Origin of the sequence: Flavimaribacter sediminis, from assembly GCF_019492055.1 — a bacterium.
GTDB lineage: Bacteria > Pseudomonadota > Alphaproteobacteria > Rhizobiales > Rhizobiaceae > Flavimaribacter > Flavimaribacter sediminis.
Genome location: NZ_JAICBX010000001.1, coordinates 531,160 through 557,474 on the forward strand (window position 1 = coordinate 531,160; position 26,315 = coordinate 557,474).

Consider the following 26,315-nt stretch of genomic DNA (forward strand, 5'->3'; position numbering starts at 1 on the left):
TCCCATGATTGGCGGAGAAAGACTGGGGTTAGATTACTGAAATGTCAATCAGCGCTGGAATTATTAACTTTTCGGCGTAATTTGGCGCCTGGAAATCGCGCCGGACCACTTGGCGGTCTGTATCGTCATCTGGTATCAATCTGGTATCAATAGCGATACCTGCAGGAGTAGCGCTTTTGACCGAACTGCCGCGACATTGCCGTGTTGTCATCATCGGGGGAGGGGTCGTCGGATGCTCCGTCGCCTATCACCTCGCCCATCTGGGATGGCGGGACGTTGTGCTCCTCGAACGCCAGCGTTTAACCAGCGGAACAACCTGGCACGCGGCCGGTCTGATCGCTCAGTTGCGCGCCACGCTGAATATGACGCGGCTCGCGAAATACAGCCAGGAGCTCTACGGTTCGCTGGAGGCGGAAACCGGCATTGCGACGGGGTTCAAGCGCAATGGCTCGATTGCTGTGGCGCTCAGCGCCGACAGAATGGAGGAACTGCTGCGCAACGCCTCCATGGCGAAGGTGCACGGCGTCGAGGTGGATGTTCTCGGCGCTGCGCAATGCGGCGAAATGTATCCGTGGCTCAACACGAACGGCGTGGTGGGCGGTCTGCACATTCCGCTCGACGGGCAGGCCGACCCGGCCAACATCGCCATGGCCCTTGCCAAGGGCGCGCGCCAGAAGGGCGTGGAGATTCATGAACTGACGAAGGTGGAGGAGATCTTCGTTCGCGACGGCCGGGCCACGGGCGTACGCACGAACCGCGGCGAAGTCGACGCAGACATCATCGTGAATTGCGCAGGAATGTGGGGCCGGCAAGTCGGCCGGATGGCCGGCGTCAATGTTCCGCTGCACGCCTGCGAGCATTTTTACATCGTCACGGAGCCAATTGCCGATCTACCGGGCAATCTGCCCGTGCTGCGGGTGCCGGACGAATGCGCCTACTACAAGGAAGACGCCGGAAAGATCCTGCTTGGCGCTTTCGAGCCTGTGGCCAAGCCTTGGGGCATGGATGGAATCCCCGAGGATTTCTGCTTCGACCAGCTGCCGGAGGATTTCGACCATTTCGAACCGATCCTGGCCAAGGCCATCAACCGGTTCCCGCAACTGGAAACGGCGGGGATACAGACCTTCTTCAACGGACCGGAGAGTTTCACGCCGGATGATCGCTATCTTCTCGGGCCGTCTCCCGAGGTCGAGAATTTCTACGTTGCTGCGGGTTTCAATTCGGTTGGCATCCAGTCGGCCGGCGGGGCCGGAAAAGCGCTGGCGGAGTGGATTGTCGGAGGCGCGCCGCCGTTCGATCTGTCTGATGTGGATATCCGCCGAATGGAGCCAGTCCAGGACAACAGCGTATATCTGAAGGAGCGGGTGAGCGAGACCCTTGGGCTGCTTTATGCCGATCACTATCCACATCGGCAGTACCAGACCTCGCGGAACCTTCGCCACACGCCTTTCCACGAACGGATGGCGCAAAATGGCGCCCGGTTCGGAGAAACGGCCGGCTGGGAACGGCCGCATTTCTTTGACGATGGCTCCGCCGGGGAAGGCGTAGAATACAGTTTCGGCTGGAAGCGGCAGCCCTGGTTCGATTTCGTTGCGCGGGAACATCGCGCCGTCAGGGAAACCGCCGGATTGTTTGACCTGTCGGCTTTCGGCAAGTTTCACGTCGAGGGACCGGACAGCGTCGATGTCCTGCAGCGCATCTGTGCAAACGATGTCGACGTCGCACCTGGCCGGATCGTCTATACGCAATGGCTCAATGAGCACGGCGGGATCGAGGCCGACCTGACGGTGACGCGCATGGCGCAAGACAGGTTTCTCGTCGTTACCGGAGCCGCCACCGTCACCCGGGATTTCGCCTGGCTGACGCGCCACATTCCGCGGGACGCGCGCTGCATCGCCGTCAACGTCACCGCTAGCGAGGCTGTCCTCGGGCTCATGGGCCCGAGTGCGCGCCGGATCCTTGGCAAGATCACGTCCGCTGATCTTGCCAGCGAGGCCTTTCCCTTTGGCTCGGCGCAAAAGATCGAACTGGGCATGGCGCACGGCCGCGCCCACCGCATCACCTATGTCGGCGAACTGGGATGGGAGCTCTATGTGCCGACCGACATGGCGCGCCATGTCTTCGACGCGGTGATGGAGGCCGGCAAGGACGAGGGGCTGCGGCTCGCCGGCATGCATGCCCTGGAAACCTGTCGGCTCGAAAAGGCCTATCGCCATATCGGTCATGACATCACGGACGAGGATCACGTCATCGACGCGGGCCTGGGTTTTGCGGTCAAGACCGGGAAGGCCGATGGCGGTTTCGGACCGTTCATCGGCCGGGAGGCCGTTCTTGCGAAACGCGAAGTCGGCGCCTCTCGACGACTTCTGCAGTTCCTGCTCGACGACCCGGAGCCGCTGCTTTACCACGCCGAGCCGATCTTTCGCGACGGCGAGGCTGTCGGCTATCTCTCCTCGGCCGGCTACGGCCACACGCTCGGCGCGGCCATTGGCCTTGGTTATGTGCCGGCGCGCGACAGCGAAAGCCTCGAAAACATGCTCGCTTCAGACTACCGGATCGAGGTAGCGGGAAGATCCTTTGTCGCAAAGCCAAGCTATCAGCCGCTTTACGATCCGCGTTCTGAGCGAACCAAATTTTAGACTAATGTCTCTGGTGGCGCTCGTTGACGACTCGCTGGGCGTGGAAGAAGGTTCGCATCCACTTACTCCATTGGCTTTCGGTGGATCTCCGCGGAGCGATCAACTGGTTCAGGTTGTCGAAACCCGGCGGGGTCATTTCGTTTCCATAGGTCATTGTCCTGGTCTCCTCTTTCTGAAATTCAGATGGGGTGGCCAGATGAACGAAGCCTGTCCGTCACGTTAAAACCTGTTCATGTCTTCAGTCAGCCTGGCGGACTTCCTTCAACGGATCTGCTGACAACAAACCACACGCGTTTTGCACAATGCAGGTGGCAAGATGTTTCCATATCAATTTCATGCGCTAAAACCATCAAAGTGATGATGCGGCGTCCTGATCGAAAGGGCGTCGCTGCTCGTCAAACAAGACAGTGAATGCGAGAAAAAATGAAATTCGGAATCGGACAATCCGTAACGCGCAAGGAAGACGCGCGCTTCCTGACGGGCAGCGGCGCCTATGTCGAGGACATCATCGATCAAAGGGCGCTGCACGCCTTTGTCGTCAGGTCGCCGGTGGCGCATGGCGTGTTGAACGCGGTGGAAACGGATGCGGCGTCCGGCGCGGATGGGGTCGTCGCTGTTCTGACCGGCGCGGATTGCCAATCCGACAACGTTGGCGGCATTTCCTGCCATACGCTCATTCCGGGGCTGCACAAGGAAGTCGCGACCCGCGAATTTCCTGTCCTGAGCACCGGCAAGCTTCTCTATGTCGGCATGCCGGTCGCTGTTGTCATCGCGGACAGCAAGATGGCCGCCAGGGACGCCGCCGAACTCGTCGAGCTCGATTATGAGGAACTGCCTGCCGTCGTCTCGACGAAAAATGCGACCGCCGGCGATGCACCGGAGCTGTGGCCAGACGCTCCGGGCAATGTGGCCTTCGAAATTTCTCTCGGCGACGCTGATGCGACCGGGAGGGCGGTGAGCGCGGCCTCACATGTCACGACGCTGGAACTGCACAACAATCGCCTGTCGGCGAATTCTCTAGAGATGCGCGGCACGATGGCGTCTTACGATCAGCGCGACGGCAGGGTGACCGTCTACACGTCAACCCAGGCGCCGCACTCGATTCGCAACGACATAGCGTCCGCGATCGGTCTGACCCAGAACGACGTCCACGTTGTCGCCCGGGACGTTGGCGGCGGCTTCGGCATGAAAGGCGGCGTTTATCCGGAAGATATCGCCGTGGCCTGGGCGGCCAAAAAACTCAAGGCCACGGTCAAATGGCATCCTGACCGGTCAGAGGCGCTTGTTTCAGATTTTCACGGACGCGACCAGAGTGTGGAAGCCTCTCTTGCTCTCGACGCTTCAGGGCGCATCAAAGCGTTGAAAGTATCCTGCGACTACAATGCCGGCGCCTTTCTCTCGCCGGGAGGAGGCGTCTCGCCGCTCTTCGCCGCGACGCTCGCGACCGGGTGCTATCGCGTGCCGGTGGCTCACGCCTTTTCCAGGGCCGTCTACACCAATACGTCGCCGACGCAACCTTACCGCGGGGCCGGCCGGCCGGAGGCATCGTTTCTGATTGAACGGTTGCTTGACAAGGCGGCCCGCGAAACCGGGCGCGACAGGATCGAACTGCGCCGGCTCAACATGTTGACGAGCGAAGACATGCCTTACCAGACGCCGCTCGTCTATACGATCGACAGCGGCGACTACCCTGCCGTTCTGGACAGGGCGATGGAAGCAGCCGACTGGAGCGGGTTCGAAGCCCGAAAGGCCCAATCCGCGGATAACGGCAAATTTCGCGGCATCGGAATTGCCCTTCACATGGAGAACGCCGGTCTCATGAACGAAAGCATGGAGATCCGGTTTGATTCCGGCGGCGGCGTGACGGTGCTTGCGGGAACGTTCAGCCATGGCCAGGGACACGAAACCGTCTATTCCCAGATGGTGTCGCAATGGCTGGGGGTTCCATTCGAGAGCATCCGCATCGTCCAGGGCGATACGGACGCCGTCAGCTTCGGACGCGGCACTGTGGCGTCGAGATCGATGATCAATGGCGGCGGTTCGCTGAAAATGGCCGCGGATCAGGTGATCGAAAAGGCCCGGGCCATCGCCGGTCATCTTATGGAGGCAAGTGCGGCCGACATCGTATTCGAGGACGGCGCATTGACTGTGGCCGGCACCGACCGCACGATGACGATCCAGAAGGTGGCGGCGATGTCCTTCGCGCCGATCCTGCCGCCCGAACTGGGGTTGGGACTGTCCGGCAGCGGCGATTTCAAACTTGAGGGCTTCACGTTTCCGAACGGTTGTCAGGTCGCCGAAGTGGAGATCGATCCGGAGACAGGCGTCACCACGATTGCCGGGATCGTAACGGTGGACGATGTCGGCACGGTCATCAATCCGATGCTGCTCGAAGGTCAGCTTGTCGGCGGCATCGCGCAGGGCCTCGGTCAGGCCCTGATGGAGAACTTCGTCTATGATGAAAGCGGACAGGTGGTGACGGGAAGCTTTATGGATTACGCAATGCCGCGCGCTTCGGACATGCCGCCTATCCATTTCGAGGCGCTGAACACCGCCACCGAAACCAATCCCCTGGGCGCCAAGGGCGCTGGCGAATCCGGAACGGTGGGCGCCACGCCAGTGCTCATTTCGGCCATTCTTGACGCCCTGCATCACCTCGGCGTCGATGATATCGCCCTGCCTGCGACGCCCGCGCAGGTCTGGTCCGCGATCAACACGGCATAATCATTTCAACGAACCGGGCGGATACGCCTTAGCGCATAAGACTGTTGGGAGGAGTGAATGACTATGAGCAAGCAGCAGATCACAATCGAAACAACGGTCGCCGCGCCCGTTGAACGCGTCTGGCGGGCTTACATCACTCCCGCTGACATCACGCGCTGGAACTTCGCGTCCGATGACTGGTGTTGTCCAAGCGCTGAAGCCGATGTGCGGGTCGGCGGCAATTACAAGGCGCGCATGGAAGCGAAGGACGGGAGCTTCGGCTTTGATTTCGAGGCGGTTTATCAGGAGGTCGAGCCCGGCAAGTCGCTCGCTTTTGAAATGCCGGACGGGCGCAAGGTGCGCACGACTTTCGAACAGCTGGATGACGCCACGGTCGTCAGGACCGTATTCGACGCCGAGACACAGAACCCGCTGGAAATGCAACGCGACGGATGGCAGTCGATCCTCGACAATTTCCGGCGGCATGTCGAGACCTAGGCGCGCGTTCGCCTCAGTTGCCCTTCAAGTCTCCGGGAAGCGCTTGCGGGTTATCTTCCGCCAGTTCGGTGCAGACGACGAGAATGCGGGACTCGCGGTCGAGGGCTGATGCATAAAGATGGCCGCGATTGCTGTCGAAATAGATGCTGTCTCCCTCTTCCAGGGTGATCGGATCAATGCCTTCCAGATGGACAGTGACGCGACCGTCGAGAACCAGCAGGAACTCCTGGCCCGGATGGGTGACGAAGCGGTCGATGCGGGTTTTCTCGTGCGGCTTGACGCTGCCCAAGATCGGCGTCATCGCCTTGCGCCACACTTCCGGAAACAGCATTTCATAGCGATAATTGCCAGTCTCGTGGAGGCGGTAATCTCCCTTGCGGGCGACGGACAATCCGCCCGGCGCAAAACGCTCTCCTTCATCGGTGAAGAGTTCGGCAATGTCGACGCCGAGACCATCTGCAAGCTGGCTGAACCGGTCATAGGTCAGCGCCATGACACCGCGCTCAACCTTTGATACGGTCGATATCGCCAATCCGGACTGTCGGGCGACATCGGCAAGCGTCATGCCCTGGCCGTGTCGTATCTGTCTGAGCCTTTCGCCCATTTGGGCGCGGCGTTGTTTGGTGTCGGCCTCTATGATTGCCTCCATGCGCCGGATGGATCTTCTCTAGCGCGGCGCAATCGAAAGGTCCAGATTTTCGCATTGGAAAATTTGCTTGCCATATAGGAAAATCGAGCTAGGATCGGAAACAATCTGGGGAAGCGTGGCGTGGGTTCGCGAGTGGATGCGAGATTTGACATAGCGGTGATCGGCGCCGGTATCGCCGGGGCCTCGATCGCCTATGAATTGGCGAAAACGACGCGCGTATTGGTTCTGGAGCGCGAAAGCCAGCCGGGCTACCATACGACCGGTCGCTCGGCCGCGTTGTTTTCGGAAACCTACGGACCGCCATCCATCCAGGCGCTGACCCGTTTTTCCCGTTCCTTCTACGAAAATCCGCCTGAGGGTTTCACCGATACCGATTTGTTGACGCCCCGTGGCGTGCTCTTTGTCGCGCGGCAGGATCAACAGGCAAGGCTCGACGAGGCCTGCCGCAACCAGTCCCCAAGCGGCAGTGTGAGGCCCGTCGATCGCGCCGAGGCGCTGGCGCTCTGGCCCTTGTTGCGTGAAGACTACGTCGCCGCTGCGATGATGGAGTCCGAAGCGCGCGACATTGACGTCAACGCCTTGCATCAGGGCTATCTTCGAGGCTTTAGAAGCCGGGGCGGCGACCTCGTCTGCAATGCCGGTCTGAAAGGCCTCAGCCACAACGGACAATGGACGCTCGAAACCGAAGCTGGAACGTTTTTCGCCGATATCGTGGTGAATGCGGCAGGCGCCTGGGTGGATGAGGTGGCGTCGCTTGCCGGCGTCGAGCCGATTGGCATCATCCCGAAACGGCGCACGGCAATGGTCGTCGACGCGCCGGCGGGAACGGACGCCCATGAATGGCCGATGGTGGTCGATATCGACGAAGAGTTTTATCTCAAGCCCGACGCAGGTCGGTTCCTGATCTCGCCGGCCGATGCGACGCCGATCGAGCCCTGCGACGTGCAGCCCGAAGAACTCGATATCGCGATTTGCGTCGATCGGATCCAGCATGCGTTCGATATCGAGGTCCGGCGGATCCACAACAGTTGGGCCGGACTGCGCAGTTTCGTTGCGGACGGCGAGCCGGTTTGCGGGTTCGAGCCGGATGGCAGGGGTTTCTTCTGGCTTGCCGGGCAGGGCGGCTACGGCATTCAGTCGGCGCCGGGTCTGTCGCGGTTCGCCGCCGCGCTGGTCATGGGCGAAGATATTCCGGAAGGTCTGACATCGCATGGCATGTCGCCTCACACGCTCTCGCCCGGGCGACTGGAGCGTGCGGCATGATTTGGGTCGCGCCGGTCGTCGCTGTCGTCATGCTTCTGTCCGGCCTTGCGCTCGCCTATGTCATAGGCGCAGCGAGCGTTTTGGCGTTTTTCGCCACCGAAAACAGCCGCTATCTTGCGATCCTGCCGCAGCAGATCTTTTCCAAAATCGATGTCTTCGCGCTGATGGCGATGCCGCTCTTCATCCTGGCGGGGGAGATCATGAATCGGGCGGGCGTGACGCGGGCGCTCATCGACCTTTCCATGGCCCTTGTTGGACGGTTGCGCGGCGGGCTGGGGCACGTCAACATTCTGACGAGCGTGTTTTTCGCCGGCATTTCAGGATCGGCCGTCGCCGACGCAGCCGCCCTTTCGAACACTCTGGTGCCCGCCATGGAAGAGCGGGGCTACACGAAGACCTATGCCGGCGCGATCACCGCGGCTTCGGCGATTATCGGTCCAATTGTTCCGCCATCGATTATTCTGATTTTCTATGGCGCGTTGATGGAAACATCGGTCTCGGCGCTGTTCATCGCAGGCATCGTGCCCGGCCTTGTGCTTGCCGCGGCGCTGTTTGCCTTGAACGCCTGGTTCGCCTGGAAGCAGGATCACCCTCGGGCGGCCAAGGGCGAGACGCCGGCGCTTCTGCGTACGTTCCTGGTGTCGCTTCCGGCGATCTGCCTGCCCCTCATCATCGTCGGCGGTATCGTTCTCGGCTGGATGACGCCGACAGAAGCCGCCGCCGTGGCGGTGGTCGCGGCTCTTGCCGCTGGACAATTCTACACGGGCCTGACGGTGGAAGGGATCATTGAAAGCCTGAAGCGGACAGCTACGCTCACCGGATCGATCTTCATGATTCTGACGGCAGTCGCCGCGCTTGGTCATCTGGCCGCGCTGGAGCGGGTTCCGGAAGCCATTTCGGCGATGGTCGCCGATCTCGGCCTTGGTCCGCTGGAATACATGATCGCCATGAACGCGGTCTTCATTCTGGCCGGCATGGTGCTCGATATCCCGGTGGCGCTGGCTTTGCTCGTGCCGCTCATGGCGCCAGTTGCTCTCGCCCAGGGCGTCGATCCGGTTCACCTGGGAATTGTTATCTGCTTCAATCTTTGTATCGGGCTGGTGTCGCCGCCGCTTGGCGGGTGTCTGCTTGTCGTGTCGGCAGTCAGCAAGGTCAATTACTGGGCCCTTGCGAGAGCGGTGCTGCCTTTCGTTGTGGTGGAAATTGGAGTTCTGGCGCTGCTTGTCGCCGTGCCGGAGATCAGCCTGGCGCTGCCGCGCGCCATGGGTTTAGTGGGAGGAGGCTGACGCCCGAAGGGCGGGTCTGTCAAAACATAGGAGAATGGAAATGAAATATGCATCTCTCGCAACGTCGGCCCTGTTCGGGCTGGCCTTGACAGTCGGTCAGGCAATGGCCGCGGATACGGTCAAGGTGGCGCTGGACAGCCCGCCCGATCTGGAACAGTCCGGCAGCTATGTCTGGGCCAATACGTTCGTGAAATATCTCAACGAACACGGCATGGAAGCTGAAGAATATCAGCGCGGCGCGCTTGGCGGCGACGACGAACTGCTTGATCAGGTCTCGCAGGGACTTGTCGAGGTCGCGATGGCGCCGGTGAAGTCGGCTGGCGGGCTCGATAGCCTGATTTTCGGTCTTTATCTGCCCTACTTCTTCACTGACATGGCTCAAGTCGACACCGCGCTTTACGACGGCGGCATGCTGGCGAAGATCAACGAGGGCACCACGCCGAAGGGCGTCAGGGTTCTCGCTGTCGACAGCGTCGGCGTCGGCACAGGGATCTTCAACACCAAGCATCCGGTCAACACGATGGCCGATCTCGGAGACCTGCGCATGCGTGCGCTCGACGAAACCCAGATAGACCTGTTCGAATCCTGGGGATCGACGGGAACCGTCGTCAGCTGGGCCGAGGTGCCGAACGCCCTTCAGACCGGGGTCGCCGACGGCTATCTCAATCCGCCCTTCGTGCCGCTGATGTTTGGCCACACAGACTTCATCAAGCACTTCACCGACGCCAACATCTCGCAATCGGTTCGCATCGTGATCGCATCGGAAGACTGGTATGAAGGTCTGACCGATGAGGAACGCAAGACGGTCGATGACGCGGTCAAGGCCGCCGACAAGGCCAACCGCGACTGGCTGAGCGGCCGTTCCGGTATTCTCGGCAAGCTGCGCGAAGCCGGCGTCGAAGTCGTGGAACTCAGCGATGAAGCACGCGACGAATTCATCAAGGCGTCGGAAGCGGTCTACAAGAAAGGCCAGCTCACGGCAGAACAGATCGACGCCTGGGTCAAAGCGAAGACGAAGTAAGCAAAGTCGGGAACCGGGCGATGCGCTCAGCGACGGAAATCGTCGACAGGATATCGTCGACCTTGAATGGCGTTGCCCTGACCGGGGCGGCCCTGGCGATTATCGTCATGGTCGCCTCTGCGGGGTTCCAGGTGATCGCCCGGTACATTTTTGACGCCCCGCCGATCTGGACCGAGGAAACGGCTCGCTACGCAATGGTCTGGGCCGGCCTTCTTGGCGCCTCCGCGGCGTTTCGCATGAAACAGGATCCGACGCTGTTTCCCGACATGGTCAAACGCGAGGGCGGGCGTGGTCTCGCCCTCGCTCTGGTTCGCGCCGCTGGCGTTTTCATCTTCGTTGCGCCGATACTTTACTATTCCTTCTTCGGCCGAGGCATGAATATCGCCAAGGGGTTTCTGGCGCGAACACTCGGCCGGGAGGCCGAGATGCTGGGCGTGCCGATGGTGTTTTTCACCGCGGCTATCCCCATAGCGTTCGCCTTTATCGTTATTCACGTGATCGCCGATGTTCTCACGCGCCTTAGCCGGATTTCCGCGGCAGGCGAGTGAAGACTCTACACATCTGAAGGGAGAGACAGCTCTCCCATCCCATCTGCGCATTCAGGAGCAGCCAGCATGAAAGTATTCATTGGAGGCATTGCAACGGAGACCAACTCCTTCGCGCCTCTGCCCACAGGAATGATCAGTTTCGAAGAAGGCATGATCGCCCATGGCGACGCGACGGCGAAACAGGCCGAGCCGTTCAGCGCACCGCTTCATTTCTGGCGTCGCATGGCGAAAGCCGCCGGTCACGAGGTGATAGAAGGCCTCTTCGCCTACGCCCAACCGGGTGGACCAACCGTCAAGCCGGTCTATGAAGAATTGCGCGATGAATTGTTGCAGAACCTGAAGGATGCGGGCGAGGTCGATGTCGTGCTGTTCGGTATGCACGGCGCGATGATCGCCGACGGTTATGATGACTGCGAGGGCGACATCATCAGTCGCGCGCGCCAGATTTGCGGCGAGAAAACAATTATCGGCGCCGAACTCGACCCGCATTGTCACCTCACGGAAAGAATGCTGGAAAACGCCAATCTCCTTGTCTGCTTCAAGGAGTATCCCCACACGGACATTCCGGAGCGCGCCGAAGAGCTGTTCGGGCTTGCCGTTTCGGCGGCTGAAGGCGCCACGAAACCGGTAATGGCGGATTTCGACTGCCGCATGATCTGCGCCTATCACACGCCGCGCGAACCCATGCGCGGATTTGTCGATGCGATGAAGGCGGCGGAAGGCAAGGACGGCGTCCTGTCCCTGTCGCTGGCCCACGGGTTTCCCTGGGGCGACAGCCCGCGCGTCGGAACGCGCATGGTCGCCATTGCCGACGGGGTCGCGTCGCTGGCGCAGCGCACAGCCGAGACATTCGGCCGGAAACTCTTCGACATGCGCTGGGAACTCAAGCGCGAATACCCCGATCTGCATGAGGCCCTCGATCAGGCGCAGAAGCTCAAAGGACCGGTGGTGCTTGCGGACACCGCGGACAATCCGGGCGGCGGCGCCTCCAGCGACGCGACTTTCATGCTGGCGGAAGTCCTGCGTCGTGGTTTGGCGGACGTCGCCATGGGCCTGTTCTGGGATCCGATCGTCGTGCGCATATGCCGCGAGGCGGGCGAGGGCGCCGAACTGGATCTTCGGCTTGGCGGCAAATGCAGCCCGATGTCGGGCGATCCCGTGGACATCAGGGCGAAGGTCATGGCGATCCGCGACGATGTCCAGCAGCATTTCGGCCCCACGCCGTCGCCGATCGGCAACGCCGTGTGGCTCAGGACCAACGGCGTCGATCTGATCGTCAACGATATTCGCACCCAGACTTTCCATCCGGAAGCCTTCACGGCGATGGGCGTCGACCTCGCGGCATGTCATATGGTTGTGGTGAAATCATCGCAGCATTTCTACGCAGGGTTTTCGCCGATCGCGTCCGAGGTTATCTATGTTGCGACGCCAGGCTCCATAACGCCTGATTTCAAAATCATTCCCTACACGAAAAGGGAACGCAATTACTGGCCGGTTGTCGAGGATCTCGAACTATGACCAATCCATTTATCGAATCCCGCAACGCCTTTGTCGCAGCCAATCCGGTTGAGCAGACGACGTTCGGGCCGCGTCAATGGGGTTCCATAAGGGTCGGCGACAGCGGTCCGGCGCTTGTTCTCATTCCGGGCACGCTCGGCAAGGCCGAGATTTTCTGGCAGCAGATCGAGGCGTTGAAAGACAGGGTGCAAATCCTCGCGCTCACCTATCCCGACAGCCACGATATCGAGGAATGGTCGTCCGATCTCGAGATCCTCATGGACAATGCGGGCTTCGACAGCGCGCATATCCTGGGTTCCTCCCTTGGCGGCTATTTCGTGCAATATTTCGCAGCCACGAGGCCGCAGCGTTGCGAAAGCATTTTTGCCGCCAACACATTGTCGTCGACGGAATTCGCCGTTCAGGCGCCGCCCTATGCGCTAGATCTCGCCAATACGCCGATCGAACTCATCCGCAAGGGTTTCTCGGAAGGCATGTCCAAATCGGTCGAGGCCGATCCGTCTCTCGCCCCCCTGATCGGCATGCTGATGGAAGACGTCAATGGCGGCATTCCCGAACCCAATCTGAGATCGCGCCTGATGGCCATTAAATATGCGCCGCCTCTACCGCGCATCGAATTGCTCGCCGATCGCATCTGCACGATAGAAGCGTCAGATGATCCGCTTATTCCGGCGCCTGTTCGCGACGCGGTTCGCGCATTCGCCGGACCTGCTGTATCCTACCGTTTTCTCGGGGGCGGTCATTTCCCCTACGTTGTGCGTCCGGCGGACTACACCGCCCTTCTGGAGGAACGGCTGGGCCTTGTCGAGGACGGGGCCGTCTGGGGCAGGGGCGAGATGCGCGAAAGATGATAATTCTGTCGAACGAGGACGTGGACAAGCTGTTTTCGATGAAGACGGCGATCGACGTTGTCGAAAAAGTCATGATCGACGTCTCTGACGGAAAAGTGAATATTCCGCGCCGGTTCACGGTTGATGTCGGCGCTCCCAACAGGATGGGCGTCATGCCGGGCGCCATGCTGACGCAGAGCGAAGGCGGCAAACGGTATTTCGGAATGAAGATGCTCAGTCTTTATCCTGAAAATCCCAAATACGGATATTCCTCCCACCAGGGCGCCATGGTGCTGTTCGACAGCGAGTACGGCGGCGCAGTCGCCATGATGAACGCAGACCTTCTGACCGCCCTGCGCACCGCGGCGGCGAGCGCGGTCGCCACCCGCGCCCTGGCGAGACAAAAGGTCTCGGTTCTGGCAATCATCGGAACCGGAGAGCAGGCCGACCACCATATCGACGCCATGCTGGCCGTCCGCAAATTTGACGTCGTGCACATCGCCGGTCGCGATTTCGGCAAGGCCGAAGCGCTCGCCCATCGCGCCAGTCTCAGGCATGCGAACGCCTCATTCGTTCCCGGTTCCGATTTCGAAAAGGCACTCGGCGAAGCCGATGTGGTGTGCACGGTGACCGCGTCGGCGGAACCGTTCATAGAGACAGAATGGGTCAAGCCGTCGACTCATCTCAATATTGTCGGCTCGTCCATCCCGTCCATGCGCGAAATCCATCCGGAACTCGTCGCCCGCTCCGCGCTGTTCGTGGACTATCGCGATTCGACCCTGACGGCGGCAGGCGAAGTGATGGAGGCGATCGAGAAGGGACTGATTGAACAAGATCATATTCGCGGCGAGATCGGAGAAGTCCTTTCCGAAAAGGTCAAGGGCAGGCGCGCTGACAGCGAAATCACGCTCTACAGATCGCTCGGCGTCGTCGCGCAGGATCTTGCGGCCGCCTCCTGGATTTACGAACAGGCCCTGTCCGCCGGCATTGGTTCAAAAGTAGCGCTCTGATCGCAGTGCATGATGCGTGTCTTGATTTCACGCAGCTTAAAAATTTTAAGCTTGAAATAAATATGGATCGGTGGCAGCCTGTCCTCGGTGAACAAGAGCTGTCCCGCGGGAACAGCCAAACACACGGGGAAGGGCTGAATGCGTATCGCATGTCTTGGAGGAGGGCCGGGCGGCCTGTATTTCGCGATCAGCATGAAGCTGCGCGATCCGGACCACGAGATCGTCGTCATCGAGCGGAACCGTCCTGACGACACCTTCGGCTGGGGCGTTGTCCTTTCCGACGAGACCCTCGACAATCTTGAGGCCAATGACGCCGTCAGCGCTGCCGAGATCCGCAAGCATTTCGCCTATTGGGACGATATCGCAGTCCACTATCGCGGCGTCCGTGAACTGTCCACCGGTCATGGTTTCTGCGGCATCGGCCGCAAGCAACTGCTTTTGATCCTGCAGGCCAGGGCGCGTGAACTGGGCATCGAGTTGCGCTTCGAGACGGAAGTGGACGACATCGAGAAACTTGCCGCCGATTATGATCTAGTCGTCGCGTCGGACGGATTGAATTCGAAGACGCGCAGCCGCTACGAAGCCGCGTTCAAGCCGGATATCGACGTGCGCGAATGCAAGTTCGTCTGGCTCGGCACCCACCAGAAATTCGACGACGCCTTTACCTTCATCTTCGAGGAAACGGAGCATGGCTGGGTCTGGGCGCACGCCTACCAGTTCGATGACGACACCGCGACCTTCATTGTGGAGTGTCGCGAGGAGACGTGGGAGAAATTCGGTTTCGGCGACATGTCGAAGGAAGAGTCCGTCGCTGCCTGCGAGCGGATCTTCGCAAACTATCTTGGCGGCCACGGCCTCATGTCGAACGCCAATCACGTGCGCGGTTCGGCCTGGATCAACTTCCCGCGCGTGCTGTGCGAACGCTGGTCGCACGAAAACATCGTGCTGCTGGGCGATGCTGCGGCGACGGCCCATTTCTCGATCGGCTCGGGCAGCAAGCTCGCGATGGAAAGCGCCATTGCGCTCGCCGGCTATCTCCACACTGAACAGTCGATGCAGACGGCGTTCGACCGCTACGAAGACGAGCGGCGCGTCGAAGTTCTGCGGCTCCAGTCGGCGGCGCGCAACTCCACCGAATGGTTCGAGAATGTCGAGCGCTACCTGCATCTCGATCCGGTGCAGTTCAACTATTCGCTGCTGACGCGCTCGCAGCGGATCAGCCACGAGAACCTGCGCATGCGCGATCCCGAATGGATGCGTCGCGCAGAAGGCTGGTTTCAGCAACAGGCGGGCAGCAACAGTCACCGTGCGCCGATGTTCGCGCCCTATCGCCTGCGCGACCTGTCGCTCAAGAACCGTGTCGTGGTCTCGCCCATGGCGCAATACAAGGCGGTCGACGGCTGTCCGACAGACTGGCACCTGGTCCATTACGGTGAAAGAGCCAAGGGCGGAGCGGGTCTTGTCTATACCGAGATGACTTGCGTCAGTCCTGAGGGTCGCATCACGCCTGGCTGTCCCGGCCTCTATGCCCCGGAACATGAAGCCATGTGGAAGCGCATCGTCGATTTCGTGCACGCCGAAACCGATGCGAAGGTCTGCGTCCAGCTTGGCCATTCCGGCGCCAAGGGCTCGACCCAGCTTGGATGGGAGGAAATCGACGCGCCGTTGCTCGACGGCAACTGGGACCTGATGGCGCCGTCGGACGTCGCATGGTCCGAACGCAACCAGACGCCCAAGCCAATGAGCAGGGTGGACATGGACCTGGTGCGCGACCAGTTCGTCGCCTCAGCCGAAATGGCGGAGCGGTGCGGCTTCGATATGCTGGAAATCCATGCCGCCCATGGCTATTTGCTGTCCGCTTTCATCACGCCGCTGACCAACAGGCGCGACGATGAGTACGGCGGCAGCCTTGAAAACCGCATGCGCTATCCGCTGGAAGTGTACCACGCCATTCGCGCCGTCTGGCCGGAAGGCAAGCCGATTTCCGTTCGCATTTCCGCCAACGACTGGGTCGGCGACGGCGGCGTCACTCCTGACGAGGCGGTCGAGATCGCGCGCATGCTGGACGAGGCCGGCGTGGATATATGCGACGTCTCCGCAGGGCAGACGTCGATCCTCGCAAAACCGGTCTATGGCCGCATGTTCCAGACGCCGTTTTCCGATCGCATCCGCAACGAAGCCGGTATGGCGACGATGGCTGTCGGCAACATCTACGAACCCGATCATGTGAATTCGATCCTGATGGCCGGTCGCGCGGACCTTGTCTGTCTCGCCCGGCCGCATCTTTCCGATCCCTACTGGACGTTGCACGCCGCCGTCGCGCTGAAGGACGGCGAAACCGCGTGGCCATCGCCCTATCTTGCCGGCCGTGACCAGATGGCCCGTCTTGCCGAGCGCGGCGAGGCCCTGACGATGAAGGTGTGACCATGAGCGATCTTTCCGGAAAACATGCATTGGTGACTGGCGGCGGCACAGGCGTCGGCGCGGCGGTGGCGCTGGCGCTCGCCGAAGCGGGCGCGCGCGTTACGATCAGCGGCCGTCGCAAGGAAGCCTTGGCCGAGGTCGCCGAACAGACAGCGCTGATCTCCACCGTCGAATGCGACGTCACCGACCCGGCGTCTGTCGACGCCGCCTTTGCAAAGATGCGCGACCATTCCGGCCCTGCCGACATCGTCGTGGCCAATGCGGGCGCGGCGGAAAGCCATTCATTCGCAAAGCTCGATCTCGACGCCTGGAAACGGATGATCGACGTCAACCTCACCGGCGTGTTCCTGACGCTGAAGGCGGCGCTGTCCGACATGCAGGAGAAGGGTTGGGGCCGCATGATACCGATCGCTTCTATCGCCGGCCTGCGCGGCTCAGCCTACACTGCGGCCTATACCGCTTCCAAGCATGGCGTCGTCGGCCTCACCAAGTCGATGTCGATCGAGCTTGCGAAGTCGGGGATCACGGTCAACGCCATTTGTCCCGGCTATACGGAAACGCCGATGCTGGAGCGCACGCTGTCCAACATTCGCGAGAAAACCGGCATGAGCCGGGACGAGGCGGCCAACGCCATTCTGAAAGGCACGGCGTCGGGTCGCTTCATCCAGCCGGTTGAAGTGGCGCAGACCGTGTTGTGGCTGTGCGGTCCCAATTCGGAGTCCGTCAACGGTCAGGCCATCGTTTTGTCCGGCGCCGCCATATGAACCTGGAACTGGAAACGGCGCCGGTCGCGGATTTGGACGCAAAGCAGAGGCTGCGTATCTGGATCCGTCTGCTGAAACTGTCGCGGCGCATCGAGAGCGAAATCCGCGAACGATTGCGCGTGGAGTTTTCCACCACCCTGCCGCGGTTCGACGTGCTTGCCGCCCTTTATCGCAAGGGAGAGGGCATGAAGATGTCCGAGCTCTCCGAGGCGCTGATGGTGTCGAACGGCAATGTGACCGGCATTATCGAGCGGCTCGTTCAGGACGGCCAGGTCGTGCGGATCCCGGTCGAGGGAGACCGGCGCGCCATGCAGGTCAGATTGACCGAGGACGGGCGGAAATCCTTCGCAATGATGGCCGAGGTTCACGAAGGCTGGGTCAATTCCATGCTGGGCTCGCTCGACGATGAGGACGCCGCCCGACTGCTTGCCCTGCTGGGGGATGTTTCGATCAATGGGAGAAAGGTCACATGACAACGATGGCTTCGTTCGCGCCTGAGCATTTCAACTGGAGGATGGACGGCACGGTCGCCATCGTCACGCTCGACAGGCCGGATCGCAAGAATCCGCTGACCTTCGACAGCTACGCCGAACTGCGCGACTGTTTTCGCGCGCTCGTCTACGCCGATGACGTGGACGCCGTCGTCTTCGGCTCGAACGGCGGCAATTTCTGTTCGGGCGGCGATGTGCACGACATTATCGGGCCGCTGATTTCGATGAGCATGAAGGAGCTTCTGGCCTTCACCCGGATGACCGGCGATCTCGTCAAGGCGATGATCGGATGCGGCAAGCCGGTTATCGCCGCCGTTGACGGCGTTTGCGTCGGGGCCGGCGCCATCATCGCAATGTCCTCCGATATGCGGCTGGCTTCGCCGGCGGCGAAAACGGCCTTTCTCTTCACCCGCGTCGGGCTCGCCGGCTGCGACATGGGCGCCTGCGCGATCCTGCCGCGCATCATCGGCCAGGGGCGCGCGTCAGAGCTGCTCTACACGGGCCGCAGCATGTCGGCGGAAGAAGGCGAGCGGTGGGGTTTCTTCAATCGCGTCGTTGAGGCAGGCGAACTGGAAGCCGAAGCCGTCACGCTTGCGCAGAAACTCGCAGCCGGGCCGACCTTCGGTCACATGATGACCAAGACCATGCTCAAACAGGAATGGTCGATGTCGATCGACGAGGCGATCGAGGCGGAGGCCCAGGCCCAGGCGATCTGCATGCAGACCGCTGATTTCAAGCGCGCCTACGACGCCTTCGTCGCCAGGGAAAAACCGGTCTTCGAGGGCGACTGATGGCCGATCGCACCTTCCTTGACTGGCCCTTCTTCGAAAGCCGTCACGCGGCGTTTCATGATGAACTCGACCAATGGGCGGCCAATGCGCTCGTCACGATCGACCATTCTGATACGGACGCGGCCTGCCGCGGGCTCGTGAAGCTGATCGGCGACGCCGGCTTTCTCAAGCACACCGCGATCGATCCGGATGAAGAGAATTCCGGCATCGATGTGCGCACCATCTGCCTGATGCGTGAAATCATGGCGCGTCATGACGGTCTCGCCGATTTCGTCGTCGCCATGCAGGGGCTCGGCACGGGCGCGATATCGCTGTTCGGAACCGATGCGCAGAAACGCGCCTGGCTGCCGCGCACGCGCGCCGGCGATGCGATCTCCGCTTTTGCGCTGTCCGAGCCGCGATCCGGATCCGACGTCGCCAATCTTGAGCTTTCGGCAGTCAGGGACGGCGACGACTATGTTCTGAACGGCGAAAAGACCTGGATATCGAATGGCGGAATCGCCGACGTCTACACGGTTTTCGCGCGCACCGGCGAAGGCGAGGGCGCTCGCGGGGTCAGCGCCTTTCTGGTTTCCGCCGACACGCCGGGTCTCAATGTCACCGAACGTTTGGAAGTGATCGCGCCGCATCCGCTGGCGCGGCTGGCCTTCGTCGATTGCCGGTTGCCGGCCTCCGCAATGATCGGCCGGCCGGGCGAAGGGTTCCGTATCGCCATGTCCGTGCTTGACGTCTTTCGCTCCACTGTCGGCGCCGCTGCGCTCGGCTTCGCAAGGCGGGCGCTTGACGAGACTCTGGCGCGCGCCGCCAACCGCGAGCTCTTTGGCGCGCCGCTCTCCGAACTGCAGATGGTCCAGGGTCATATCGCCGACATGGCGCTCGACATCGATGCCGCCGCTCTGCTCATCTATCGCGCCGCCTGGACCCGCGACAATGGCGCGCCGCGCATAACGCGCGAGGCGGCAATGGCCAAGCTCTACGCCACCGACAAGGCGCAATCGGTCATCGACAAGGCTGTGCAGATCCATGGCGGCGACGGGGTGCGCAAGGGTCATATAACCGAGAGCCTCTATCGCGAGATACGGGCTCTGCGCATTTACGAGGGCGCGTCCGACGTCCAGAAAGTCATCATTGCCCGACAGGCGCTGCAAGCCGCTACAGGAGCCGCACCATGAGCGACATTCAACTCGGTCCCTCTGCGCATCTGGATACGTTCGCAAGGGACAATCTGCCGCCGTTCGATGAGTGGCCGGATCTGCTTCTCGATGATTTTCCCTATCCAGAATACCTGAACGCCGGCGTCGAGATGACCGACCGTATGGTCGAGCAGGGGTTTGGCGATCACACCGCCCTCATCGGAAACGGCCGCAGGCGGACCTACAAGGAGCTCGCCGACTGGACAAACCGCATCGCCCATGCGCTGGTCGAGGATTATGGCGTCAAGCCGGGCAACCGGGTTCTGATCCGCTCGGCCAACAATCCGGCGATGGTCGCCTGCTGGCTTGCGGCGACCAAGGCGGGCGCCGTCGTCGTCAACACCATGCCCATGTTGCGGGCTTCCGAGCTTGCGAAGATCGTCGACAAGGCCGAAATCGGACTGGCCCTCTGCGATACGCGCCTGATGGACGAACTCGTGCTTTGCGCCAAGGACAGCAAGCACCTCGCCAAGGTCGTGGGGTTCGACGGCACCGCCAATCATGACGCCGAACTCGACCGCATCGCGCTCAACAAGCCGGTGCGTTTCGAAGCGGTCAAAACTGGCCGTGACGACGTTGCGCTGCTTGGCTTTACATCCGGCACGACCGGCGAACCCAAGGCGACGATGCATTTTCATCGCGACCTGCTGATCATCGCCGACGGCTACGCGAAAGAGGTGCTGGGCGTTACGCCCGATGATGTCTTCGTCGGTTCGCCGCCGCTCGCTTTCACTTTCGGCCTCGGCGGTCTGGCGATCTTTCCCTTGCGTTTTGGCGCCGCGGCGACCCTGCTGGAATCCGCCACTCCGCCAAACATGATCGAGATCATCCAGACCTACAAGGCGACGATCTGCTTTACCGCGCCCACCGCCTACCGTGCGATGCTCGCCGCCATGGAGGAAGGCGCAGACCTTTCTTCGCTGCGCTGCGCCGTTTCGGCTGGCGAGACGCTGCCGCCCCCCGTCTACGACGCCTGGATGAGCAAGACCGGCAAACCGCTTCTCGACGGCATCGGCGCAACCGAAATGCTGCATATCTTCATTTCCAATCGTCTCGGTCACTCGATGGCCGGATCGACCGGGTGGCCCGTCACCGGTTATCAGGCGAAAATCGTCGACGACGACATGAACGAGGCGCCGCGCGGTGCGCCCGGGCGTCTCGCTGTGCGCGGACCAACCGGTTGCCGCTATCTCGCCGACAAGCGCCAGACCGAGTATGTGCGGGATGGATGGAACCTGACGGGCGACTCCTTCATGCAAGACGAGGAGGGAATGTTTCATTTTCTCGCGCGATCCGATGACATGATCATTTCATCGGGCTACAACATAGCCGGGCCGGAAGTCGAGGCGGCTCTGCTTGCGCATGTCGATGTCGCCGAATGCGGCGTGATCGGCGTTGCCGACGAGGAGCGTGGGCAGATCGTTGAAGCGCATATCGTTCTGGTAGAGGGGATTCTGGAAAACGAAGATACGGCCAAACGGCTGCAGGATCATGTCAAGGCGACCATTGCGCCCTACAAATATCCGCGTTCCATTCGGTTCATCAAGGAATTGCCGAAAACGCAAACTGGCAAGATTCAGCGTTTCCGCCTGAAACACAACAACACATAGCCAAAACAAGAGAGGAACTGTCATGAAGAAACTGATAGCTGCAAGCCTGATCGGGCTTTCCATGAGCGTAGCCAGCGTGGCCGTAGCCACGGCCGAGCCAGTGAAGGTCGGCATGATCACCACCTTGTCCGGCGGCGGCGCCGGTCTTGGCGTCGATGTGCGCGACGGCTTCATGCTGGCAGCCAAACTAGCCGGCAACGACGATCTGGAAGTGATCGTTGAAGACGACGCCCGCAAGCCGGAACTCGCCGTCCAGCTTGCTGACAAGATGATTCAGGCCGACAAGGTTGACATTCTGACCGGCATCATCTGGTCCAACCTGGCGATGGCCGTCGTTCCGGGCGCGGTTGCGCAGGACGTGATCTACATCTCTCCGAACGCTGGTCCGTCGCAGCTCGCCGGCGCCGGCTGCAATCCGAACTATTTCAACGCCGCATGGCAGAACGACAATCTGCATGAGGCCATGGGCGCCTATGCAAACACCGCCGGTTACAAGAAAAGCTTCATTCTTGCTCCGAACTACCCGGCCGGAAAGGACGCCCTGACCGGCTACAAGCGCTTCTACGAGGGCGACGTCGCTGACGAGGTCTACACCAAGCTCGGCCAGACCGACTACGCCGCCGAAATCGCGCAGATCCGCGCTTCCGACGCCGACAGCGTCTATTTCTTCCTGCCGGGCGGCATGGGTATCGCCTTCATGAAGCAATACGCCCAGTCGGGCGTTGATAAACCGGTTCTGGGACCGGCTTTCTCCTTCGATCAGGGCATTCTCGGCGCCGTTGGCGACGCTGCTCTCGGCGTCAAGAATACGTCGCAGTGGTCCAAGGATATCGACAATCCGGCCAACAAGCAGTTCGTTGAGGAATTCCAGAAGGAATATGGCCGCCTGCCGTCGCTCTACGCAAGCCAGGGCTTCGATGCGGCCAATCTTATCCTGTCGGCCATGAACAAGGCAGACGTGAAGGATATGGACGCATTCCGCGCGGCTCTCAAAGAGGCTGATTTCGACAGTGTCCGCGGCGATTTCGAGTTCGCAAACAACAACCATCCGATCCAGGACATCTACGTCCGCGAAGTCGTCAAGGAAGGCGACGTGCTGACCAACAAGATCGTCGGCATGGGCCTCGAAAACCATTCGGACGCCTATGCAAAAGACTGCAAGATGTAATTGAAGCCGTTGCGGGCCCGATAGCCGGGCCCGCATGCCCTTCCATCTCTAAAAGACTGATCGTCCAATGGATCTTGCGCTGCTGACAGAGCAATTGCTCAACGGCGTCCAGTTCGGAGTCATGCTGTTTCTCATGGCGGCGGGACTGACGCTGGTCTTCGGCGTCATGGGGCTGATCAATCTGGCGCACGGATCGCTTTACATGATCGGGGCGTTTTTCTGCGCCACGGTCGCGACGGCGACCGGTTCCTTCTGGCTTGGTCTGATCGCAAGCCTTGCAGGCGCTGCCGCCGCCGGCGCAATCATTGAAATCGCGGTTATCCGGCGTCTCTATGATCGCGATCACCTGGACCAGGTGCTGGCGACTTTCGCGCTGATCCTGATCTTTTCCGAAGGCACGCGCTGGGTCTTTGGGTCCTTCCCGCTCTATCTCGATATTCCAGAGGTTCTGCAGGGAGCCGTGGCGCTGCCGGGCGGCAGCCAGTATCCGGTGTATCGTCTGGCCATCATCATCGTCGGACTGGCGATCGCCTTCGGTCTTTACCTTCTGATTTCCAGAACCAGGCTCGGCATGCGCATCCGCGCGGGCGAGTCCGACCGTGAAATGATCGCCGCTCTTGGGGTCGATATCCGCAATCTCTATACGGTCGTCTTTGCGCTTGGCGCGGCGCTCGCCGGTTTTGCCGGGGCCATGGTCGGCGCCTTGCAGTCCGTGCAGGTCGGCATGGGCGAGCCGGTCCTGATCCTCGCCTTCGTGGTGATCGTGATCGGCGGCATCGGCTCGATCAAGGGCGCGCTGATCGGTTCAATCCTTGTCGGCGTCGTCGATACGATGGGACGCTTCCTGCTGCCGGAGTTCTTCGAGTTGTTCATGCCGCCCTCGCAGGCGAATTCGGTCGGCTCTGCGCTCGCCTCCATGGCGATCTATATATTGATGGCGCTGATCCTGGCGCTGCGGCCCCAGGGCCTGTTCGCGGCGCGTGCGTGAAGCCCATGATGAGCCGAGAATCCATATTCAACGCCGTCCTTCTTCTGGCTTTGCTGGCGGCGCCGTACATCGCTCTGCAGATGGACGAGCCTTTCTATGTAAGCCTCGCCACTCGTGTCGCCATTCTGGCCCTTGCCGGCGTCGGGCTGAACATCGCGCTCGGTTTCGGCGGGATGGTGTCTTTTGGTCACGCAGCCTTCTTTGGCGTCGGTGGATATGTGGCCGGGATACTCTCCCAGCACGCCTTCAACTATGAGCCGCTGATTTCATGGCCGGTGACGATCGAAGGAACCAACCAGATGCTCGTCATCTGGCCTGTCGCCCTGGTCGTCTGCGCATTGCTTGCGCTCGCCATCGGCTCGATCGCGCTCAGGACATCCGGCGTCTATTTCATCATGATCACGCTCGCCTTCGCGCAGATGATCTACTACTTCGCAATTTCCTGGCCGGCCTACGGCGGCGAGGACGGCCTTTCGATCTATGTCCGCAATGGCTTTCCGGGCGTCAACACAATGAACCCGATGAGCTTCTTCCTCATCTGCTACGCAGTCCTGATCGTCTGCCTGGTTCTGTCGATGCTTGTTCGCGACTCCCGGTTCGGCGCGGCGTTGCAGGTCGCGCGACAGAACGAGGTGCGGTTGGCGTCGACCGGCATCGCGCCGTTCAAAATCCGCCTTGTCGCCTTTGTCATCTCGGCCGCGATCACGGGGCTCGCCGGCGCGCTCTACGCCGATCTCAATCGCTTCGTCAGCCCGTCGTCTTTGTCATGGCACATGTCCGGGGAGATCATGGTCTTCGTTATCCTCGGCGGCGTCGGGCGGTTGTTCGGACCCGTGGCTGGCGCGGCGCTCTTTATCGTCTTCGAATTCTATCTGGGAGGCGTCACCGAACACTGGCAGCTCTTCCTTGGTCTCGTCCTGCTCTGCGTTGTGCTGTTTGCCCGCGGCGGTCTGATCGGCCTTGTCGCAGGGAGGGCGCGCCATGGCTGACGCGGTTCTCCGGATAGACGGCCTCAACAAGCAGTTCGGCGCGCTGAAGGCGACCGATAATGTCAGTCTCGATGTGCGTGACGGAGAAATCCATGCGCTGATCGGGCCCAATGGCGCCGGCAAATCGACCCTGATCCAGCAGATCTCCGGGCTCCTGCGTCCGGATTCCGGAACAATACGGTTTCTCGGGCGTGATCTTGCGCCGCTATCCGTTGCCGAGCGGGCCCAGTGCGGGCTCGGCCGGACCTTCCAGGTCTCGTCCATCGCGCCCGAATTCTCCGCGCTGCGCAATGTCATGCTGGCGGTGCAGGCGGTCGACGGATCGAGCTATCGATTTTTCCGCCCGGTGATGAAAGACCGGCGGCTGATAGACGCCGCCCGCGCGGTTCTGGAAGAAGTCGGACTCTCCGATCGCGCGGACATTGTTGCCGCGGAACTTTCCCACGGCGAGCGCCGACAGCTTGAAATGGCGATGGCTCTGGCCCTGCGCCCCAAACTCCTGCTTCTCGACGAGCCGATGGCGGGCATGGGGCCGGAAGGTTCGAAACAGCTCACGTCCTTCCTCGACGCCCTGCGGCACAAGGTTCCGATCCTGCTGATCGAGCACGACATGGAAGCCGTGTTCTCGCTGGCCGACAGGATTTCCGTTCTCGTTTACGGCAATGTCATCGCTACCGGCGCCGTCGAAGAGATCCGCAACAATGCGCAAGTCCGCGAAGCCTATCTCGGGGAGGAAGACTGATGCTTCTCGAGATCGCCGGACTTGAAACATTCTACGGCCGTTCGCAGGCTCTGTTCGGCGTCGATTTCGCCATGGACGAAGGTGAAGTCGTCGCTCTTATGGGCCGCAACGGCATGGGCAAGACCACGACGATACGGTCGCTTTGCCGGTTGACGCCCTGCCGGTCGGGCGCGGTGCGGTTTCGCGGCAAGAATCTCGAAGGCTTGAAACCGCACAGGGTGGCGCGCCTCGGCATCGGGCTGGTGCCTGAAGGGCGGCGCTGCTTCGGCAATCTGAGCGTGATGGAAAACCTGCTCGTGGCTGCAACGCCCGGGCCATGGACGCTCGACAGGGTGAACCGGCTGTTCCCGCGGCTCGCCGAGCGCCGCAACCAGATGTCGAACACGCTTTCAGGCGGAGAACAGCAGATGCTGGCGGTTGGACGGGCGCTGATGACGAACCCGGCCCTGTTGATCCTGGACGAGGCGACGGAAGGTCTGGCGCCTGTGATACGCCAGGAGATCTGGGCGGCGATCAGTATGCTGAAAACAGAAGGGCAATCCATTCTCATCGTCGACAAGACGTTGAAGGAATTGCTGAAGGTCGTCGATCGCTGCACAATTCTGGAGCGGGGAAAGAGCGTGTGGACCGGAGAGCCGTCCGCCCTGTCCGACGACATACGCGACCGTTATCTCGGCGTGTGAACAGGCTGCGGCTGAGAGCCTTGAGGAGGAATCGCAAATGAAGAGTATGGGATCATGAAGTTCCTTCAACCGGAAGGCTGGAAGCCGGCCAGGGGATATTCCAACGGCATATCAGCGTCGGGCCGGATCATCGTGACCGGCGGACAGATCGGCTGGAACGGCGACCAGGAGTTCGAGACAGACGATTTCGTCGGCCAGTGCGAGCAGACCCTGCAGAACATCATCGACATCCTTGCAGTGGACGGCGCGGGACCAGAGCATATCGTCCGCCTGACCTGGTACATCACCGACAAGCGCGCATACGTCGCGCGCCAGAAGGAGCTTGGACAAGCCTACCGGCGCGTGATGGGCCGCAACTTCCCGGCAATGGCCGTGGTCCAGGTGACAGCCCTTATCGAAGACCGCGCCAAGGTCGAGATCGAGGCCACAGCCGTGGTGGAATAATAGCGGGTTTTGCTTTGCCGGAATCGCCTGCTAGGGTCAGCGTATTGAATGTAGCTGCATTTC

Annotated in this window: 24 protein-coding genes; 22 read left to right on the forward strand and 2 right to left on the reverse strand. The window is 61.1% G+C overall.

All coding sequences use genetic code 11. The features are described 5' to 3' along the window. Positions 1-176: 176 nt before the first annotated feature. Complete coding sequence (locus K1W69_RS02540; protein ID WP_220226760.1) at positions 177-2,639, forward strand: GcvT family protein; 2,463 nt, start codon at positions 177-179, stop codon at positions 2,637-2,639. 1 nt (position 2,640) lies between these two features. On the opposite strand, the gene K1W69_RS02545 is transcribed toward K1W69_RS02540, so the two are convergent. After that, positions 2,641-2,793 carry a hypothetical protein gene (locus tag K1W69_RS02545; protein ID WP_220226761.1) on the reverse strand — a complete coding sequence of 51 codons (153 nt, stop codon included), beginning with the start codon at positions 2,791-2,793 and terminating at the stop codon, positions 2,641-2,643. Positions 2,794-3,062: 269 nt separating this feature from the next. On the opposite strand from K1W69_RS02545, the gene K1W69_RS02550 reads away from it, so the two are divergent. Both K1W69_RS02550 and K1W69_RS02555 read left to right on the forward strand, forming a co-directional pair. After that, complete coding sequence (locus K1W69_RS02550) at positions 3,063-5,363, forward strand: xanthine dehydrogenase family protein molybdopterin-binding subunit (RefSeq protein ID WP_220226762.1); 2,301 nt, start codon at positions 3,063-3,065, stop codon at positions 5,361-5,363. A gap of 57 nt (positions 5,364-5,420) precedes the next feature. Continuing rightward, the gene (locus K1W69_RS02555; RefSeq protein WP_306308757.1) at positions 5,421-5,840 is read left to right on the forward strand and encodes an SRPBCC family protein; all 420 of its coding nucleotides are present in this window, start codon (positions 5,421-5,423) and stop codon (positions 5,838-5,840) included. 13 nt (positions 5,841-5,853) lie between these two features. Here the strand turns inward: K1W69_RS02555 and K1W69_RS02560 are convergent, their stop codons facing one another. Continuing rightward, positions 5,854-6,489, reverse strand: a complete 636-nt coding sequence (locus K1W69_RS02560; RefSeq protein ID WP_220226763.1) for a helix-turn-helix domain-containing protein — start codon at positions 6,487-6,489, stop codon at positions 5,854-5,856. 132 nt (positions 6,490-6,621) lie between these two features. Here K1W69_RS02560 and K1W69_RS02565 point away from each other — a divergent pair, with 132 nt between their 5' ends. The 19 genes from K1W69_RS02565 (at position 6,622) to K1W69_RS02655 (ending at position 26,252) form a co-directional block, all read left to right on the forward strand. Then, on the forward strand, positions 6,622-7,752 hold the full coding sequence (locus K1W69_RS02565; protein ID WP_370688161.1) for an NAD(P)/FAD-dependent oxidoreductase: 1,131 nt from the start codon (positions 6,622-6,624) through the stop codon (positions 7,750-7,752). Next, positions 7,749-9,038, forward strand: a complete 1,290-nt coding sequence (locus tag K1W69_RS02570; protein ID WP_220226765.1) for a TRAP transporter large permease — start codon at positions 7,749-7,751, stop codon at positions 9,036-9,038. Before K1W69_RS02565 ends, K1W69_RS02570 begins: the two co-directional genes overlap by 4 nt. 40 nt (positions 9,039-9,078) lie before the next feature. Next, positions 9,079-10,059: a TRAP transporter substrate-binding protein gene (locus tag K1W69_RS02575; RefSeq protein WP_220226766.1), complete on the forward strand. Its 981-nt coding sequence runs from the start codon at positions 9,079-9,081 to the stop codon at positions 10,057-10,059. 20 nt (positions 10,060-10,079) lie between these two features. Beyond that, positions 10,080-10,607 (forward strand): TRAP transporter small permease, encoded by a 528-nt coding sequence (locus K1W69_RS02580; RefSeq protein WP_220226767.1) that lies wholly within the window; start codon positions 10,080-10,082, stop codon positions 10,605-10,607. 66 nt (positions 10,608-10,673) lie between these two features. After that, positions 10,674-12,125: a M81 family metallopeptidase gene (locus K1W69_RS02585; RefSeq protein WP_220226768.1), complete on the forward strand. Its 1,452-nt coding sequence runs from the start codon at positions 10,674-10,676 to the stop codon at positions 12,123-12,125. Then, complete coding sequence (locus K1W69_RS02590; RefSeq protein ID WP_220226769.1) at positions 12,122-12,976, forward strand: alpha/beta fold hydrolase; 855 nt, start codon at positions 12,122-12,124, stop codon at positions 12,974-12,976. The genes K1W69_RS02585 and K1W69_RS02590 overlap by 4 nt, the downstream gene beginning before the upstream one ends. Beyond that, the gene (locus tag K1W69_RS02595) at positions 12,973-13,965 is read left to right on the forward strand and encodes an ornithine cyclodeaminase family protein (RefSeq protein WP_220226770.1); all 993 of its coding nucleotides are present in this window, start codon (positions 12,973-12,975) and stop codon (positions 13,963-13,965) included. Before K1W69_RS02590 ends, K1W69_RS02595 begins: the two co-directional genes overlap by 4 nt. A gap of 138 nt (positions 13,966-14,103) precedes the next feature. Then, entirely contained in the window at positions 14,104-16,389 is a 2,286-nt protein-coding gene (locus K1W69_RS02600) for a bifunctional salicylyl-CoA 5-hydroxylase/oxidoreductase (protein ID WP_220226771.1), read from the forward strand. Positions 16,390-16,391: 2 nt separating this feature from the next. Then, positions 16,392-17,153, forward strand: a complete 762-nt coding sequence (locus tag K1W69_RS02605) for an SDR family NAD(P)-dependent oxidoreductase (protein ID WP_220226772.1) — start codon at positions 16,392-16,394, stop codon at positions 17,151-17,153. Beyond that, positions 17,150-17,626: a MarR family winged helix-turn-helix transcriptional regulator gene (locus K1W69_RS02610; protein WP_220226773.1), complete on the forward strand. Its 477-nt coding sequence runs from the start codon at positions 17,150-17,152 to the stop codon at positions 17,624-17,626. The genes K1W69_RS02605 and K1W69_RS02610 overlap by 4 nt, the downstream gene beginning before the upstream one ends. Beyond that, on the forward strand, positions 17,623-18,435 hold the full coding sequence (locus K1W69_RS02615) for an enoyl-CoA hydratase family protein (protein WP_220226774.1): 813 nt from the start codon (positions 17,623-17,625) through the stop codon (positions 18,433-18,435). The genes K1W69_RS02610 and K1W69_RS02615 overlap by 4 nt, the downstream gene beginning before the upstream one ends. Continuing rightward, positions 18,435-19,607, forward strand: a complete 1,173-nt coding sequence (locus K1W69_RS02620) for an acyl-CoA dehydrogenase family protein (RefSeq protein ID WP_220226775.1) — start codon at positions 18,435-18,437, stop codon at positions 19,605-19,607. Before K1W69_RS02615 ends, K1W69_RS02620 begins: the two co-directional genes overlap by 1 nt. Then, entirely contained in the window at positions 19,604-21,238 is a 1,635-nt protein-coding gene (locus K1W69_RS02625) for an AMP-binding protein (protein WP_220226776.1), read from the forward strand. The genes K1W69_RS02620 and K1W69_RS02625 overlap by 4 nt, the downstream gene beginning before the upstream one ends. Positions 21,239-21,260: 22 nt before the next feature. Continuing rightward, positions 21,261-22,406, forward strand: coding sequence for an ABC transporter substrate-binding protein (locus tag K1W69_RS02630; protein WP_220226777.1), 1,146 nt, complete (start codon positions 21,261-21,263; stop codon positions 22,404-22,406). 67 nt (positions 22,407-22,473) lie between these two features. After that, positions 22,474-23,394 (forward strand): branched-chain amino acid ABC transporter permease, encoded by a 921-nt coding sequence (locus tag K1W69_RS02635; protein ID WP_220226778.1) that lies wholly within the window; start codon positions 22,474-22,476, stop codon positions 23,392-23,394. Between the two features lie 8 nt (positions 23,395-23,402). After that, positions 23,403-24,383, forward strand: coding sequence for a branched-chain amino acid ABC transporter permease (locus K1W69_RS02640; protein ID WP_220226779.1), 981 nt, complete (start codon positions 23,403-23,405; stop codon positions 24,381-24,383). Next, positions 24,376-25,125 carry an ABC transporter ATP-binding protein gene (locus K1W69_RS02645; RefSeq protein WP_220226780.1) on the forward strand — a complete coding sequence of 250 codons (750 nt, stop codon included), beginning with the start codon at positions 24,376-24,378 and terminating at the stop codon, positions 25,123-25,125. Before K1W69_RS02640 ends, K1W69_RS02645 begins: the two co-directional genes overlap by 8 nt. Then, positions 25,122-25,808, forward strand: coding sequence for an ABC transporter ATP-binding protein (locus K1W69_RS02650; RefSeq protein WP_220227807.1), 687 nt, complete (start codon positions 25,122-25,124; stop codon positions 25,806-25,808). The genes K1W69_RS02645 and K1W69_RS02650 overlap by 4 nt, the downstream gene beginning before the upstream one ends. Before the next feature lie 54 nt (positions 25,809-25,862). Next, positions 25,863-26,252: a RidA family protein gene (locus K1W69_RS02655; RefSeq protein WP_220226781.1), complete on the forward strand. Its 390-nt coding sequence runs from the start codon at positions 25,863-25,865 to the stop codon at positions 26,250-26,252. Positions 26,253-26,315: the final 63 nt, after the last annotated feature.

Bases quoted from the DNA above. Each gene is read 5' to 3' on its own strand.
- K1W69_RS02545 (WP_220226761.1), bottom strand. From the start codon at position 2,793: ATGACCTATGGAAACGAAATGACCCCGCCGGGTTTCGACAACCTGAAC.
- K1W69_RS02550 (WP_220226762.1), top strand. From the start codon at position 3,063: ATGAAATTCGGAATCGGACAATCCGTAACGCGCAAGGAAGACGCGCGC.
- K1W69_RS02555 (WP_306308757.1), top strand. From the start codon at position 5,421: ATGACTATGAGCAAGCAGCAGATCACAATCGAAACAACGGTCGCCGCG.
- K1W69_RS02560 (WP_220226763.1), bottom strand. From the start codon at position 6,489: ATGGAGGCAATCATAGAGGCCGACACCAAACAACGCCGCGCCCAAATG.
- K1W69_RS02570 (WP_220226765.1), top strand. From the start codon at position 7,749: ATGATTTGGGTCGCGCCGGTCGTCGCTGTCGTCATGCTTCTGTCCGGC.
- K1W69_RS02575 (WP_220226766.1), top strand. From the start codon at position 9,079: ATGAAATATGCATCTCTCGCAACGTCGGCCCTGTTCGGGCTGGCCTTG.
- K1W69_RS02580 (WP_220226767.1), top strand. From the start codon at position 10,080: ATGCGCTCAGCGACGGAAATCGTCGACAGGATATCGTCGACCTTGAAT.
- K1W69_RS02585 (WP_220226768.1), top strand. From the start codon at position 10,674: ATGAAAGTATTCATTGGAGGCATTGCAACGGAGACCAACTCCTTCGCG.
- K1W69_RS02590 (WP_220226769.1), top strand. From the start codon at position 12,122: ATGACCAATCCATTTATCGAATCCCGCAACGCCTTTGTCGCAGCCAAT.
- K1W69_RS02595 (WP_220226770.1), top strand. From the start codon at position 12,973: ATGATAATTCTGTCGAACGAGGACGTGGACAAGCTGTTTTCGATGAAG.
- K1W69_RS02600 (WP_220226771.1), top strand. From the start codon at position 14,104: ATGCGTATCGCATGTCTTGGAGGAGGGCCGGGCGGCCTGTATTTCGCG.
- K1W69_RS02605 (WP_220226772.1), top strand. From the start codon at position 16,392: ATGAGCGATCTTTCCGGAAAACATGCATTGGTGACTGGCGGCGGCACA.
- K1W69_RS02610 (WP_220226773.1), top strand. From the start codon at position 17,150: ATGAACCTGGAACTGGAAACGGCGCCGGTCGCGGATTTGGACGCAAAG.
- K1W69_RS02615 (WP_220226774.1), top strand. From the start codon at position 17,623: ATGACAACGATGGCTTCGTTCGCGCCTGAGCATTTCAACTGGAGGATG.
- K1W69_RS02620 (WP_220226775.1), top strand. From the start codon at position 18,435: ATGGCCGATCGCACCTTCCTTGACTGGCCCTTCTTCGAAAGCCGTCAC.
- K1W69_RS02625 (WP_220226776.1), top strand. From the start codon at position 19,604: ATGAGCGACATTCAACTCGGTCCCTCTGCGCATCTGGATACGTTCGCA.
- K1W69_RS02630 (WP_220226777.1), top strand. From the start codon at position 21,261: ATGAAGAAACTGATAGCTGCAAGCCTGATCGGGCTTTCCATGAGCGTA.
- K1W69_RS02635 (WP_220226778.1), top strand. From the start codon at position 22,474: ATGGATCTTGCGCTGCTGACAGAGCAATTGCTCAACGGCGTCCAGTTC.
- K1W69_RS02640 (WP_220226779.1), top strand. From the start codon at position 23,403: ATGAGCCGAGAATCCATATTCAACGCCGTCCTTCTTCTGGCTTTGCTG.
- K1W69_RS02645 (WP_220226780.1), top strand. From the start codon at position 24,376: ATGGCTGACGCGGTTCTCCGGATAGACGGCCTCAACAAGCAGTTCGGC.
- K1W69_RS02655 (WP_220226781.1), top strand. From the start codon at position 25,863: ATGAAGTTCCTTCAACCGGAAGGCTGGAAGCCGGCCAGGGGATATTCC.